Below are 13,515 nucleotides of genomic sequence, written 5' to 3'. Positions count from 1 at the left end.
TAGGGTTTAATTATAAAAACTTGTTAGGTGAGGCTCCTAAAAGAACACAGGCTACTGCCCTTAAACGTCGAGAGACGCCACAGGGTATAACAGGCAACGTCGGCTTAAGGCGTGCTTAACGTAGCTATCTGGATCATATTTCCAGAATTACGTCTTTTAGTGCTAAAGCTCAGACGAGAAGTTCGTTCAGGTAAACATTGATACCATTTTGATGGGATCTTATGAGACGGCTTCTTTTGGAAGCCGTCTTTTTTATGTACTTCCTGTTTTTCTAAACGAATTTATCCAACAAGTTTATATCGAAAAAACGATGTAACAAAGGAGAATACGAGATGAGAACATTAAATGATACAAATAACTTAGAAACACAATTGAAGATTCTTAATTATCTGGAGCAAAAAAAGCTTGAAGAATTGAAGAACTATTTAGCAACAATCGAAAAAGTGGAATTGATCCAACTATTTGTTAGGCTACCTTTAGATAAGCAAGTACTGGTCTTTCGATTATTATCAAAAGACAAAGCCCTCGAAATCTTTGAAACATTTGAACCGTCTGTCCAACAAGATTTGCTTCGTTCGTTTACGGATGATGGAGTGATTGAATTTGTGAATGAGATGGCCCCAGATGATCGGGTAAGGTTATTTTACGAACTACCAGCAAGTGTGACTAAAAAACTATTGGCAGAGCTTTCTGAAGAAGAGCGAGCAACGACGAATCGATTGATGGGCTATGAACATGAGACGGCCGGACGGATCATGACGACTGAATTTATTTCAATAAAAAAAGAAATGACTGTTGAAGAAGCACTGCATAAAATCAGAAAATTAGCGAAAGAAATGGAAACAATCTATATTTTGTATGTGACAGATATGGCGAAAAAAATTGAAGGAGTACTATCATTAAAGGATCTAGTCATTGCAGAGAGTGATCAACGGATTGAAGAAATCATGATCAAGCACGTCGCTTATGTAACCACAGATACAGACCAGGAAGAAACTGCACGATTGTTACAAGAGTTAGATTTGATCGCTATTCCCGTCGTGGATAAAGAAACACGATTAGTAGGTATTGTTACAGTGGATGACGCCATCGATGTCTTAGAGCAAGAAACGACCGAGGATATGTTCAATGCTGCTGGTTTAGCAGACGTCGCCTCTGTAGAAGCTGATCGTAGTACAGTACTGATTAACGGGAATCTTTGGCAAATCTGGAAAGTCCGGTTGCCTTTCTTAGCGATCACATTGGTTGCAGGGATGTTAGCTGGTCTAGTAATCGATGAGTTTGAACAAACGTTAGAATCAGTGGCTGCTGTTGCTATTTTCATTCCGTTGATCATGGATATGGGTGGAAATGTAGGGACGCAATCATCGACGGTTTTTGTTCGCGGATTATCTTTAGGACACATTGATCTCAACACATTTATCAAGCACTTTTTGAAGGAAACAGGTATTGGGCTAAGTTTAGGAATTGTTGTAGGGATCGTATCTGGAATAGTCGCTTCTGTGTGGCAAGGGATACCATTGTTAGGTGTAGCTGTGGGGATCTCTCTAGTCTTTGCAATGACCTTAGCTGCCGCCCTTGGTTTTTTGATTCCTTTTATCTTATTGAAATTGAATATTGATCAAGCTGCTGGATCTGCACCAATCATTACGTCGATCAAAGACATTGCTGGATTGTTTATTTACTTTATTTCAGTTAACGTATTCTTAGGCTACCTATTGTAGGAATAATTACTGATATAGGCATACTTTTTTAGTAGAAACACCAAGGACTATGCTATGATCAACCATAGTAGCCCTTCTCTTGATCCTCCATTAAAATGAGTCTTTTCCATAAAGAAAAGCAGGGTTGCTTTTGTTTTTAGAGTGGCTTTGCTATACTTGAAATGGAATGGAAAAAGGAGGAGAAAAGTGAAACAGAATTTTGCAATCGTAGGACTTGGACGTTTTGGTGGCAGTATCTGTCGTACGTTAGTCGAAGCTGGTCAAGAAGTTTTAGCCATTGATAGCAGTGAAGACCGAGTGAATGAATATATGAATGTCGCAACACATGCAGTGGTTGCGAATGCACAAGATGAAATGACTTTACGATCTTTAGGAATCAGAAATTTTGATCATGTGATTGTAGCAATTGGAGAAGATATCCAAGCAAGTATTTTAGTGACACTGATGGTCAAAGAAATGGGCGTTCCGAATATCTTAGCCAAAGCACAAAATGAGTATCATGCTCGTGTTCTTGAAAAGATCGGTGCAGATCGCGTTGTTCATCCTGAGAGAGATATGGGGATACGGATCGCACATAATCTTGTTTCTAAAAATATTTTGGATTATTTAGAGCTGTCAGACAAATTCTCGCTCGCTGAGATTCGGGTATCAAATCCCAAGTTCTTTAATAAAACATTAGCAGAACTAAATTTCAGACAGCGATTTGATTTGACTGTGGTAGCCATCCGACGCTTCGATCGTTCTGTCGTAGTGTCACCAGCCGCAGACGAATATGTACGTGAAAATGATAATTTACTTGTTATCGGAGAAACGGAAGATGTAGATATACTTGATGATAAAATGAATCAATAAAAAGGGGCTCATCACATGCAATTAACAATAACGGACAAAGCAAAAGAATGGTTTCAAGCAGAGGTAGATTTACCTGAAAATTATGGTATCCGTTTTTTTGGGAAAGTATATGGCAAAACAGAAGTACATGAGGGATTTTCAATCGGTATGTCTGTGGAGTTACCGGAACGTCCGATGAAGCAAGAAACGATCGATGGTCTATTATTCTTTATTGATGAAGCCGATGATTGGTTCTTCAAAGGATATGATTTGATTGTTGATTATGATCCACAATTAGAGGAACCAACGTATCGTTTCCGAGAAACAACAGATGTATAAGGTGAGAGATAGTCTTTGATTTTTAGGAAAATAAGCCTGACGAACGAAAAGTAAGTTTTACTTACTTTCGGATTGTTAGGCTTTTTTTAGACAGTCAAACGCTGATCCACTTTTACTGTGTTCATTATAGGAAAAAGTCATTCAAGGAATGAAGTGCAACATATTTCATTCTTTTAAGAAATTAAGCTAGACTGATAAGTAGAGAGGATGGGTGTGATGACAAAAAAAATAATTTATTCAGTACGTTCATTTCGTGAAGAATTTATTGAAAAGATCAAAGAAATAGCACCAGAATATTCATTTCAAACGGAAGTAGCATCCGACGAACTTTCTGAAATAGCGATCAGTATCGGTTGGAATGGTGATTATCAAGAGGATATATTCGCTTCTGACAGCTTAAAATGGGTCCAATCGATTTCTGCTGGAGTAGATAATCTTCCATTAAACGAATTCGCTGACAAAGATATCTTACTTTCCAATGCGAGTGGTATCCATGTAGAATCAATCAGCGAGCATACCATGGGCATTATTTTAGGCTATTCTCGTGGATTGTTCCAAGCCCAACGAGCGCAGTTCCATAAAGAGTGGCTAGGGTCAGATATCCATTATCAAGCATTGGCAGATCAAAAATTACTAATTATTGGAACTGGACATATTGGAAAAAAATTGGCACAACATGCAGCTGTATTTGGTTTAGAATGTATCGGCATCAATACATCTGGACATCCAGTAGAAGGATTCAAAGAGACTTATCCATTAGAGAAATTAAAAGAAATCTTACCGAAAGCAACAGTTGTGGTGAATATCTTACCTTTGACAGATCAGACAAAAGGGTTGTTTGACGCAAAAGTATTTGAAGCTTTTGATAAAGAAGCGCTATTCATCAATGTAGGACGTGGGCCTTCCGTAAAAACATCTGATTTAATAGCTGCGTTAGACGATGGACAACTGGCTTTTGCGGCTTTAGATGTGTTTGAAGAAGAACCATTAGCAAAAGATAGTCCATTATGGGAAAGAGAAGATGTGTTGATCACCTCTCATATTGCAGGTCAGACACCACATTTTCAAATGAAGTTTATGGATATTTTTCTAACAAATTTAAAATCCTACGTAGACAAAGCAGAATTAGAAGTAAATGAAATCGATTTGAATGAAGGCTATTAAATGAAGAAGAATCTCTAGAAGAGGTGTGTAGTGACTACCTCTCCCAGAGATTCTTTTATTTTGGTAATTGGATTTTTGGCCAGCCTTTGACTGCTTGGGCAAAAATGAATATGCCTGCAAATGCAATAAACGCTGTTGTATCAAAAGTTGGTGCAAAGATCATCAGGATCGTTGCAATAACAGTGGGTAATGATATCGCATAGATCATTGTTTTTAGACAATCAAGAAAAGTTACTTTAGCTAAACGTAATCTTGCGTATACATAAGCTGCAAAATTTGCCATAAGTAAAGTGATGATCAGATTTAAAAAGCTAGGATAAATGGAGATCAAAAATACTAATGCTTTGATCCAAAAAGGGATCGTTGCTTCACTTAATGTACTACGTAATTTTTCGCCAGTTAGATTTTTTAAGGCATTATTCGTATACTCAAATTCAAACTGATTATTGTTCAACAATGCCGAAGTTGTGCCAGTATTTGGTAAAGCTAGAACCAATTTATCCTTTAGCAGACCGACACTTAGGAAATTCCCTATCAAATCTGAAGAGACATCTTCAGGGGTACGTTTTCCTTCGGGGTCAAAGGTAAAGATGATCGAATCTGTTTGATAAATAAAGCCTTCATTTGTTGGTGAATCGATTTGTCCATCACGAATCTTAAAATCTGGAATTTCGGCTGCAATTTTTTGACCATCGGACTTGATTGTGTCCAGCACTTGAAAAATTTGGTAAGAAATAGGTAATGCCATTAGTACACTCAAACATAAAAGATAGACTAATGATTTTCCAAATGATACGTTTTTAGCATTTTTAAGCTCGGTGAATCGAGCAAATGAGCTAATGATTAGTTGTTTTGTTGTCATAATTACTCCTTCTGTAGAATTGTCATCACTAGCAATTCTAGCGGAGTATGCTATGAATTACAAGAGTTCTAAAACATTATCTCACGTTAGATAAAGTTATATTCTTATCGTTCATTGTTTCCTAGAGATGAAAATTATTAGCAGATAGAGTATGATAGGAAAGAATGATAAATAAGGTAGGTAGAAAAATGAAGATTTATGTTCAATTTAAAAGCTATTTAGAAAGTAAAGGATATTGGGAAGTTTTCACCTATCTATTTTTTGGTGGATTAGCAACAATTGTCAACTTCGTCAGTTATGCAATCGCGCAACAAATCTTCCAGTTATCGATGCCAGTATCGAATACGATTTCTTGGATTTGTTCTGTTTTGTTTGCATTTGTCACCAATAAGGTATGGGTGTTTCGATCCAAATCTCCTAGTTATACGCATTTATTTATCGAATTTGGGAAATTTGTTTTTTACCGAATCGTTTCTTATGGACTAGACATGGGCGCCATGATCTTGATGATCAATGGTTTGGAAATGAATGATTATGTCGCTAAAATCATTACACAGATCTTAGTTGTATTGGCAAATTATGTCTTTAGCAAATTATTTATTTTCAATAAGACAGAAATTATCGAAGAACCAGCAAAAACCAGTAAAAAATTGGAAGACTAGGCATAACAATTGAAGAATTCCCCTCACTTTGTTACTCTTTTAGTGTAAAGAGACCCAACAAATTTGAGGAGGAATTTTTTATGACTTACACATTACCAGATCTACCTTATGCATTTGATGCATTAGAACCATATATCGACGAAGAAACGATGCATTTGCATCATGACAAACATCACAATACTTATGTGACAAACTTAAATGCAGCAATCGAAAAATATCCTGAACTAGGTGAAAAAACAATCGAAGAATTGCTTTCAGACATGGATGCTATTCCATCTGACATTCAAACTGCTGTACGTAATAATGGTGGTGGACATGCGAACCATTCATTCTTCTGGAAAATCATGGCACCAAATGCTGGTGGCGAGCCAACAGGAGCAATCAAAGACGCAATTAACGAAACATTCGGCGATTTTTCAACATTCAAAGAAGAATTCAAAAAAGCAGCGGCAGGACGTTTCGGTTCTGGCTGGGCGTGGTTAGTACTTGAAGATGGCAAACTTGCAATCACTTCTACTGCCAACCAAGACTCACCATTGATGGAAGGCAAGAAACCTGTTCTAGGTTTAGATGTTTGGGAACATGCTTACTACTTGAAATACAAAAATGTACGTCCTGATTACATTGAAGCTTTCTGGAATGTTGTGAATTGGGATGAAGTGAACAAGCATTTCGCAGACTAAAATAGCGTTCTTCCATTTACTATAGAATTTAGAAAATTAACGGGGCAATGCTTGCGAGCGTTTTCTAAATTCGGTATAATGTTTTTGCAAGGGTTACTTGCAAGAACTTTTTTGGAGGCTATATATTTATGGAACACGGAACAGTAAAATGGTTCAACAATGAAAAAGGATTTGGGTTTATTACAGTAGACGGCGGAGACGATGTATTTGTACATTTCTCAGCAATCCAAGGCGATGGCTTCAAAAGCTTAGAAGAAGGCCAAGAAGTAGAATTCTCTATCGTTGAAGGTGCGCGTGGTCCTCAAGCTGCTGAAGTATCTAAATTATAAGATCATGTTGACGAAAAAAGAAGATACGGCTTGTCGTATCTTCTTTTTGTTTCTTTCTTTTTTCTTTCTGGAAAAAATGGTGTTATAAGAAAAATGAGTTAATTTTGATTATTGCCATACATAATTTCTTTGATTTTTTGGACTAAGTGCTTATTATCTGAAGTAGAAAAATCATTGTGGGTAGTAATATAAGGAATTTCATTTTCATAGCTGATTATTTTGGTGGTGGCCTCAGCTGTACGAATAATCAAGTCAGGATTCAGCAATAATTCATTTGTGAAAAGGACATTCAAATAAAAACGTAAATGGTTTTGTAAAATTTTTACATATAATAATTCGATAGTTAAAGGATAATCACTTTCTAATTTCACTTTGATCTCTTTATCAAAAAATATCGGTGGGGCAATGACTAAAAATACTTCGATCTCTCGCATATGGAGAGCTATTAGGTTGTTTTAATAATATTTACTTGAACAATCACTTATAATAAATTAAAAAAATGGAGAGAACGGAGAAGTTGTTTCATTTCCGGATTTCTCCGCTTTTTTTTTGCTGGAAATGCATAATAGGAAGGCATAAACAAAGCTAAAAAAACTAGTTTTTTTTATGTATTGAACAAAAATCATAAAAATCCAATAAAACGTATAAAAAGAATTGCTTTCTTTCTTTTCTGTTTATGCGCCCTATGGTATGATAATTAAGAATTTTACAAAAAAATACATATAAATCACGAAGAAAAACACTATTTTTTAAAGTTTTATTAGAATTAAGTAGTTGGATTGCTGAATGATTAGGTGTATGAGAGAATAATCAAGAATATGTATGATAGAGGTGTAGTATGAAGCGGTGGCAAAAAGTGATATTGACTTTATTGGGAATAATCGTACTTCTCATCGGCGGAGTTTCAGCTTATGGAATCAAGTTTATGGGAGAGGCGAGCCAAACAGTCAATCGGATTTCAAAACAATCTGATCGTGTATCAGCAAAACGTGACGATCAAGTAAGTATTGATGATCAAGAACCCTTTTCAGTTTTATTATTAGGATTAGATACAGGAGGCCTTGGGCGAACAGAACAAGGAAGATCCGATACGATGATGGTCGTGACCGTCAATCCACAACAAAAGAAATCAACGATCATTAGCTTGGATCGAGATATCTATACGAATATCGTCGGGTATGGGACGGTCGATAAGTTGAACCATGCCTATGCATTTGGTGGTGTAGAGATGGCAATGGATTCGATTGAACAATTACTTGATATCCCTATTGACCACTATGTCACAATCAATTTGGATGGTATGAAGGACTTGATCGATGCAGTAGGTGGGATCGAGATCGACAATAAAATCGACTTTACTCTAGATGGCGTCCATGTTCCAGAAGGAAAACAAACAGTTGATGGTGAAACAGGGTTAGCATATGCAAGAATGCGTCATGAAGATCCTGAAGGTGATATCGGCCGACAAGCACGTCAACGAGAAGTTGTGACGAAAATTGTCAATAAAGTAGTCAGTCTTGATGGCGTTAGCAATTATCGAAAACTTTTAGATGCGGCAGGTAACAATGTGACAACTGATTTGGATTGGGATGACATGCTAGATATCGCAACGAATTATACCTCTGCTTTCCAAACAATCAAGCAAGATCAGCTAAAAGGAAAAGACACGATGATCAATGATGTGTACTACCAAATACTAGGTCAAAATGACTTATTATCGATCCAAAATCAATTGAAAAAACAATTAGAGATCAAGCCAAGTGATACGTTGCCTAACTTAAAAAATGATAATGCCTATATGATGTTTTATGATGACTCAGAAAATGGTGAAGGTGATACCGCTGCTAATACCACAACCGGTGAGACATCTGAGTATTCACAGGATACGTACAATCAATATGGCACCGATGGGTATGGTCAGCAGTCGGTCTATTCAGAAGACACCTCTCAATACTACGACCCAAATCAGTATAACCAGCAACAATATTATGACCCATATGGCGGTCAACAAAATGATCAAAGCACAGAGACTTGGACAGGCAATGGCTATTAATAACAAAGATTTGTTCATCTGATTCAAACAAAAAATAAAATGAGTAGGTATCGAAATTTAAGGATACATCCTTAAGTTTCGATATTTTTTGTTTTATTTTTTAAATCATGTTATTTTTTATGTTTTTAGTTTTTTTATAACGGGAAAAATTAAAATGATCGATAGATTTAATTTGATTACAGAAATGTCTTTAAAATGTTTATTTAAAATATTTTTTACATTTATTTAATAAAAACCGAGTATTTATATATATATTTTTTTTTTATACTCAAAATAAAAAAAATTATTATTATTTAAATATGTTATATTTTTAGTTTTTATTTGTTATGATATCGTTGTGTAAGAGGGAAATACATAGCACGAGATAAAATTGTTGATAGGGGATAAACAGATTAATAAAAAAATGTTCGTCTAAAGAAATTATTGGCTGACGCTGCATTATGCAGTTTGCTAGTCGCACCATTGTTTTTGAATGAACAACAAAGTGCTGCAACAGAACAAGCAATCAAAACAACACCTGATTTTGGTGTAGGTTAAGGTGTTGAATGGCCAGAACAAGTCGTTACACCATTTGTTGATATGACGGCTTATACGTCAGATACAGAGTTATTGAATAATGGCGCGTTGAATCTAGCAGCAATCGCAAAGGAAATTGGGTGAAAATTCTTTAATTTAGGATTCATGCAAGCTAAAGGAATCAAAGATGGTAAGATCGATTGGGCGTGGGGCAGATTTGCCGGATTGCGTGAGAATGACAGTGATCAATGGCAATATGAAGGTATCAAAAAAAAACGATCCGTGAATTAAGAACGGTTGGTGTAGATGCTGCTGTTTCATTTGGTGAACTGAACACAGGTGCTTTCTGGCAAGTCAGCCATGATGAAGATATGCTTTATGATGCTTATATGAAAGTTGTTTAAGGATATGGCTTTGCTCGTGTAGATTTTGATGTGGAAGTAGGGGCGATGGGCTATACAGAAAACTTACTCAATGCGAAAGCAGTCAAACGACTACAAGATACTATAGGAGTGCAAGTAACGTTGACATTGCCTGTTATGCCAACTGGTTTGATTTCAACTGGACTATCCGTATTGCAAGCTTATTTAGAAGCAGGTGTCGATTTGACCAATGTCAATATTATGACGATGTGTTATGGTCCAAGTGTCACTGATCATGCACAAGGATCATTAGATGCGGTCGACCATACTATGTGGTCCAATTGAAGAATCATTATCGCCAAAATGCTGGTATCACTTTGACTGATGAAGAAGCGTATACAAAATTAGGTACAACTCTTTCGATTGGTTTTGAGAATGAAAAACATCATACTTCACGACAGAAATGTTCAATCAAGTTGTCGAACATGCAAGAGAACGTAAAATTGGAATGGTTTCTTATTGGTCGATGAACCGCGATGCAAAAACAGATGGTGGACAAGGGCAAGTAAAGAACCAATTTGAATTCTTAAAAGTGAGTGAAACAGTTGCTGAAGGTAAAGAGGGCGGTGGAAGTGAAACTCCGGAAGATAAAGAAAAACCATCTGTTCCGACAAATCTTTCTGTTTGGAACATTAAAAAATAGTGCGCATGTCAACTGGATGGCGACGACTGACAATGAAGGTGTGGCAAAATATAACTTGAGATTAGCAGGGAATGGACAAACGATCAATGTTACGACTACTTCTCTTTCATACGCGTACACAAACTTAAAAGATGATATAAAATATACGGTAGAAATCAATGCTGAAGATCGTTCTGGAAATATTTCGGATACGGCAAAAGTTGCATTCACAATTTTAGCGAATGTAGTAGATCCAGGGGAGCCGGGAGAACCAGGCGAACCAGGAGAGATTCCTGCATAGGAAGCGACAAAAGTTTACGTAAGTGTTGATGTTGTTTCTTACAAAGGAGCATTATACCGTGCCAAATATTGGGCACAAAACAGTATTCCAAGTGAGTTAGGTTTGTATGGTCCTTGGGAATTGATTTCAGGAATGCCAGAAGGTGACCATGAGATCGCCGCGTGGGAAGCGAATAAAGTTTATGTACAAGGAAATCGAGTGACGTATAATGGGATCGTTTATGAAGCGTAAGATTGGACACATAACAACGAGCCAAGCGAATCTAGTTTGTACGGTCCTTGGAAACAGATTGGATAAAACATTCGAATAATAGGATCGTATAAAAAAGCTACGTGGGCATTCACGTAGCTTTTTTTCATTGTTGTGTGATTCATTCTAGTAAGTTGTTATTAGTTAAAACCTATCGATTAATTCAAAATAAAAATCGCGTAATTCAAGATAGATGCAAAAAATACCCATAAATAGTAAGGAATCGTCAACCACATGGCTGTACGATTGTGCAGCCATAAATGATAGACCAAAGCTGTTAAGAAAATCATTAATAAAGTGATATCGATTGCTGAAATCAACGTATTTCCAAGGTTGAAGAATAAAGCTGACCATAAAAGGTTGAAGATAAATTGAATAGTAAAGAGCCATAGTAGTTTAGAGCGGTGTTTTTGATTTTGTGTATTTAGAATAAAGTACAAAGAAATACCTATTAAAATATAGAGGACCGTCCACATAGGGCCAAAAATCCAACTAGGTGGTGCAAAAGCTGGGAGTTGTAACGAGTAATAATATTTTCCTGGATTGCCGCTAAGAATGCCAGATAAAAATCCCAAAGCAACGATTCCGATCATGCAAACCCACAAACGATAATCTTTTAATCGATTGATAGTGTATACCATAAAAAAACTCCTTTCTTTAGACAGTTTAACATAATTATTTATAACAGCATCTATTTATGGCTTGTGATTCATTAAGTTATTTTAAAAAATGTTAATATAGCGTACATATTGACCAAAATAAATTAGTAACGAGGTGATTAAATCATTGTTAAAAGCATTTTTGTGTTGATTTTCAAACATTTTTGCAATGCCGGACATTTTATTTTTTACTTTTTTATTTAACTATAAAATGGAGATAAAACGATTAAATAACCTTAATTTCTTTTTTTTATTTTGTTATATTATTTTGAGTTATCTGATATTATAAAATTTGTAATCGATTACGAACAAGGGAAATAAATTAGTTGAATGGGGAGAGTTTGAAAAAATGAAGAAAAAAAGTTTAAAAAAATTATTAGCTGGAGCAGCTTTGTGTAGCTTGTTAGTAGCACCATTGTTTTTAAATGAAGAGCAAGGAGCGGCAATAGAGCAAACAGTTCGCGCAACACCTGATTTTGGTGTTGGTCAAGGAATCGAGTGGCCAGAACAAGTCGTAGCACCATTTGTAGATATCACAGCGTATACTTCAGATGAAGTACTGTCGAATAAAGGTGCCTTGAATATGGCAGAAATTGCTAGAGAAACAGGGCAACGTTTCTTTAATTTAGGATTTATGCAAACTAGAGGAATCAAAAATGGTAAACTTGATTGGGCTTGGGGAAGCTTCAATGGTTTGAGTGAAAGTGATAATGACAAATGGCAATATGAAGGAATCAAGCAATCGATCCGTGAGTTAAGAGAAGTAGGCGGAGATGCAGCTGTGTCATTTGGTGGATTAAATTCTGGAGCCTTTTGGGAAGTGGCACAAGATGAAGACATGCTTTATGATGCTTATATGGAAGTGATCCAAGGTTATGGTTTTACACGTATTGACTTTGATGTAGAAGCAGGTGCTATGGGATACCACGAAAATTTAACAAATGCTAAAGCGGTAAAACGATTACAAGATGCAACTGGTGTTGATGTAACGTTGACATTACCAGTTATGCCTACAGGATTGATTTCCACAGGATTATCTGTCTTGCAAGCTTATTTGGAAGCGGGTGTTGACTTAACTAACGTGAATATCATGACGATGTGTTATGGATCAAGTGTTACAGACTATGCGCAAGGTTCATTAGATGCGGTAGACAATACAATGATCCAATTAAAAAATCATTACAAACAATACGCTGGTAAAACATTAACGGATGAACAAGCTTATGCAAAATTAGGTACGACTCCTTCTGTAGGATTTGAAAATGAACAACATCCTTACTTTACAACAGACATGTTCAACTTAGTTGTACAACATGCCAAAGAACGAAAAATCGGTATGGTCTCATACTGGTCAATGAATCGTGATGCCAAAGTAGACGGTGGTCAAGGGCAAGTGAAAAACCAATATGAATTCTTAACTGTCGGTCAAAGATTTACAGATGGTTCCGAAATGCCTGAAGATACACAAAATCCATCAACACCGACAAATGTAGGCTCAGATTTCATTACGACACAGCGTGCGCGTATCAATTGGACAGCATCAACGGATAATGATCGCATTGCTCGTTATAATCTTAAATTAACAGGTGCGGGGGAAACAGTATCAGCGACAACAATGGCTGTGTCTCATACCTTTGAAAACTTGAAGAGCAATACGACTTACACCGTTGAAGTGATTGCGGAAGACCGTTCTGGAAATATTTCGGATGCAGCAACTTATACTTTTACTACACTTGAAGAATCAGAATCTACTCTACCAACTTGGGATCCTGAAACTGTTTATTTTGAAGGGGATCGTGTTACATATGAAGGGCTGATCTATGAAGCAAAATATTGGACACAAAATGATATTCCGAGTGAATCTGGCCCGTATGGTCCATGGAGCCTTGTGACTGAATAATCGCTCCCTACTTATTACTTCATAGAAAAATGATATATCGTAAAAATTATTAATAACTTATATGAAAAAATGATATTTAAGTTATTATTTATATAAATCTTAAAAAGAAGAGAGCCTGAAATAAGCTCTCTTCTTTTTGTTGAAATGTTAAGAAAACATTAATTATATCATAAAAATATTTAGGTGATCAACTATCTTT

The 13,515-nt window shown here is 36.2% G+C and carries 18 protein-coding genes and 1 riboswitch; of the genes, 15 read left to right on the top strand and 3 right to left on the bottom strand.

Annotated elements, in window-relative coordinates; genetic code table 11:
* The first annotated feature begins 12 nt into the window (after nt 1–12).
* Nucleotides 13–188, top strand: a riboswitch (M-box (ykoK) riboswitch).
* Between the two features lie 144 nt (nt 189–332).
* The 4 genes from mgtE to P3R27_RS07070 all read left to right on the top strand — a co-directional run bounded on the left by mgtE (nt 333) and on the right by P3R27_RS07070 (nt 4,058).
* Complete coding sequence (gene mgtE / locus P3R27_RS07085) at nt 333–1,724, top strand: magnesium transporter (RefSeq protein WP_034688479.1); 1,392 nt, start codon at nt 333–335, stop codon at nt 1,722–1,724.
* Nucleotides 1,725–1,910: 186 nt separating this feature from the next.
* Complete coding sequence (locus P3R27_RS07080) at nt 1,911–2,576, top strand: potassium channel family protein (RefSeq protein WP_034688477.1); 666 nt, start codon at nt 1,911–1,913, stop codon at nt 2,574–2,576.
* A 15-nt stretch (nt 2,577–2,591) separates the two neighbouring features.
* Entirely contained in the window at nt 2,592–2,894 is a 303-nt protein-coding gene (locus P3R27_RS07075) for a HesB/YadR/YfhF family protein (RefSeq protein WP_034688475.1), read from the top strand.
* A gap of 216 nt (nt 2,895–3,110) precedes the next feature.
* Nucleotides 3,111–4,058: a phosphoglycerate dehydrogenase gene (locus P3R27_RS07070; protein ID WP_034688473.1), complete on the top strand. Its 948-nt coding sequence runs from the start codon at nt 3,111–3,113 to the stop codon at nt 4,056–4,058.
* Between the two features lie 55 nt (nt 4,059–4,113).
* Here P3R27_RS07070 and P3R27_RS07065 read toward each other — a convergent pair whose 3' ends face one another.
* A complete protein-coding gene (locus P3R27_RS07065) occupies nt 4,114–4,920 on the bottom strand; it encodes a DUF1189 domain-containing protein (protein WP_034688471.1) in 807 nt (268 codons plus the stop codon).
* A 188-nt stretch (nt 4,921–5,108) separates the two neighbouring features.
* On the opposite strand from P3R27_RS07065, the gene P3R27_RS07060 reads away from it, so the two are divergent.
* The 3 genes from P3R27_RS07060 to P3R27_RS07050 all read left to right on the top strand — a co-directional run bounded on the left by P3R27_RS07060 (nt 5,109) and on the right by P3R27_RS07050 (nt 6,594).
* Nucleotides 5,109–5,582: a GtrA family protein gene (locus tag P3R27_RS07060; RefSeq protein WP_034688469.1), complete on the top strand. Its 474-nt coding sequence runs from the start codon at nt 5,109–5,111 to the stop codon at nt 5,580–5,582.
* A gap of 80 nt (nt 5,583–5,662) precedes the next feature.
* Entirely contained in the window at nt 5,663–6,265 is a 603-nt protein-coding gene (locus tag P3R27_RS07055; protein WP_034688467.1) for a superoxide dismutase, read from the top strand.
* 128 nt (nt 6,266–6,393) lie between these two features.
* Nucleotides 6,394–6,594 (top strand): cold-shock protein, encoded by a 201-nt coding sequence (locus tag P3R27_RS07050; RefSeq protein WP_010735910.1) that lies wholly within the window; start codon nt 6,394–6,396, stop codon nt 6,592–6,594.
* A gap of 98 nt (nt 6,595–6,692) precedes the next feature.
* On the opposite strand, the gene P3R27_RS07045 is transcribed toward P3R27_RS07050, so the two are convergent.
* A complete protein-coding gene (locus P3R27_RS07045) occupies nt 6,693–7,028 on the bottom strand; it encodes a hypothetical protein (protein ID WP_051536175.1) in 336 nt (111 codons plus the stop codon).
* Nucleotides 7,029–7,432: 404 nt separating this feature from the next.
* Here P3R27_RS07045 and P3R27_RS07040 point away from each other — a divergent pair, with 404 nt between their 5' ends.
* From P3R27_RS07040 to P3R27_RS07010, 7 genes are all read left to right on the top strand, one after another.
* Entirely contained in the window at nt 7,433–8,647 is a 1,215-nt protein-coding gene (locus P3R27_RS07040) for an LCP family glycopolymer transferase (protein WP_034688465.1), read from the top strand.
* Nucleotides 8,648–9,328: 681 nt separating this feature from the next.
* Nucleotides 9,329–9,454, top strand: a complete 126-nt coding sequence (locus tag P3R27_RS07035; RefSeq protein ID WP_301356991.1) for a hypothetical protein — start codon at nt 9,329–9,331, stop codon at nt 9,452–9,454.
* 158 nt (nt 9,455–9,612) lie between these two features.
* Entirely contained in the window at nt 9,613–9,870 is a 258-nt protein-coding gene (locus tag P3R27_RS07030; protein WP_235186321.1) for a glycoside hydrolase family 18 protein, read from the top strand.
* Entirely contained in the window at nt 9,867–10,055 is a 189-nt protein-coding gene (locus P3R27_RS07025; protein ID WP_241234795.1) for a hypothetical protein, read from the top strand. The genes P3R27_RS07030 and P3R27_RS07025 overlap by 4 nt, the downstream gene beginning before the upstream one ends.
* Nucleotides 10,034–10,228, top strand: coding sequence for a hypothetical protein (locus P3R27_RS07020; protein ID WP_271524548.1), 195 nt, complete (start codon nt 10,034–10,036; stop codon nt 10,226–10,228). Before P3R27_RS07025 ends, P3R27_RS07020 begins: the two co-directional genes overlap by 22 nt.
* Nucleotides 10,158–10,508 (top strand): fibronectin type III domain-containing protein, encoded by a 351-nt coding sequence (locus P3R27_RS07015; protein WP_271524546.1) that lies wholly within the window; start codon nt 10,158–10,160, stop codon nt 10,506–10,508. The genes P3R27_RS07020 and P3R27_RS07015 overlap by 71 nt, the downstream gene beginning before the upstream one ends.
* A 102-nt stretch (nt 10,509–10,610) precedes the next feature.
* Entirely contained in the window at nt 10,611–10,739 is a 129-nt protein-coding gene (locus P3R27_RS07010) for a carbohydrate-binding protein (protein WP_268745022.1), read from the top strand.
* Between the two features lie 176 nt (nt 10,740–10,915).
* On the opposite strand, the gene P3R27_RS07005 is transcribed toward P3R27_RS07010, so the two are convergent.
* Nucleotides 10,916–11,398 carry a TspO/MBR family protein gene (locus P3R27_RS07005; protein ID WP_034688463.1) on the bottom strand — a complete coding sequence of 161 codons (483 nt, stop codon included), beginning with the start codon at nt 11,396–11,398 and terminating at the stop codon, nt 10,916–10,918.
* Between the two features lie 367 nt (nt 11,399–11,765).
* Here P3R27_RS07005 and P3R27_RS07000 point away from each other — a divergent pair, with 367 nt between their 5' ends.
* Entirely contained in the window at nt 11,766–13,316 is a 1,551-nt protein-coding gene (locus P3R27_RS07000; RefSeq protein ID WP_301356996.1) for a fibronectin type III domain-containing protein, read from the top strand.
* The last annotated feature ends 199 nt before the right edge of the window (nt 13,317–13,515 follow it).

It is taken from the genome of Enterococcus spodopteracolus (assembly GCF_030441955.1).
Taxonomy (GTDB): Bacteria; Bacillota; Bacilli; order Lactobacillales; family Enterococcaceae; genus Enterococcus_B; species Enterococcus_B spodopteracolus.
Note: the sequence above shows the minus strand (reverse complement) of the source record. Positions and strands in the feature narration are given on the sequence as shown.

Bases quoted from the DNA above. Each gene is read 5' to 3' on its own strand.
- mgtE (WP_034688479.1), top strand. From the start codon at position 333: ATGAGAACATTAAATGATACAAATAACTTAGAAACACAATTGAAGATT.
- P3R27_RS07075 (WP_034688475.1), top strand. From the start codon at position 2,592: ATGCAATTAACAATAACGGACAAAGCAAAAGAATGGTTTCAAGCAGAG.
- P3R27_RS07070 (WP_034688473.1), top strand. From the start codon at position 3,111: ATGACAAAAAAAATAATTTATTCAGTACGTTCATTTCGTGAAGAATTT.
- P3R27_RS07065 (WP_034688471.1), bottom strand. From the start codon at position 4,920: ATGACAACAAAACAACTAATCATTAGCTCATTTGCTCGATTCACCGAG.
- P3R27_RS07060 (WP_034688469.1), top strand. From the start codon at position 5,109: ATGAAGATTTATGTTCAATTTAAAAGCTATTTAGAAAGTAAAGGATAT.
- P3R27_RS07055 (WP_034688467.1), top strand. From the start codon at position 5,663: ATGACTTACACATTACCAGATCTACCTTATGCATTTGATGCATTAGAA.
- P3R27_RS07050 (WP_010735910.1), top strand. From the start codon at position 6,394: ATGGAACACGGAACAGTAAAATGGTTCAACAATGAAAAAGGATTTGGG.
- P3R27_RS07045 (WP_051536175.1), bottom strand. From the start codon at position 7,028: ATGCGAGAGATCGAAGTATTTTTAGTCATTGCCCCACCGATATTTTTT.
- P3R27_RS07040 (WP_034688465.1), top strand. From the start codon at position 7,433: ATGAAGCGGTGGCAAAAAGTGATATTGACTTTATTGGGAATAATCGTA.
- P3R27_RS07035 (WP_301356991.1), top strand. From the start codon at position 9,329: ATGCAAGCTAAAGGAATCAAAGATGGTAAGATCGATTGGGCGTGGGGC.
- P3R27_RS07030 (WP_235186321.1), top strand. From the start codon at position 9,613: ATGGGCTATACAGAAAACTTACTCAATGCGAAAGCAGTCAAACGACTA.
- P3R27_RS07020 (WP_271524548.1), top strand. From the start codon at position 10,034: ATGGTTTCTTATTGGTCGATGAACCGCGATGCAAAAACAGATGGTGGA.
- P3R27_RS07005 (WP_034688463.1), bottom strand. From the start codon at position 11,398: ATGGTATACACTATCAATCGATTAAAAGATTATCGTTTGTGGGTTTGC.
- P3R27_RS07000 (WP_301356996.1), top strand. From the start codon at position 11,766: ATGAAGAAAAAAAGTTTAAAAAAATTATTAGCTGGAGCAGCTTTGTGT.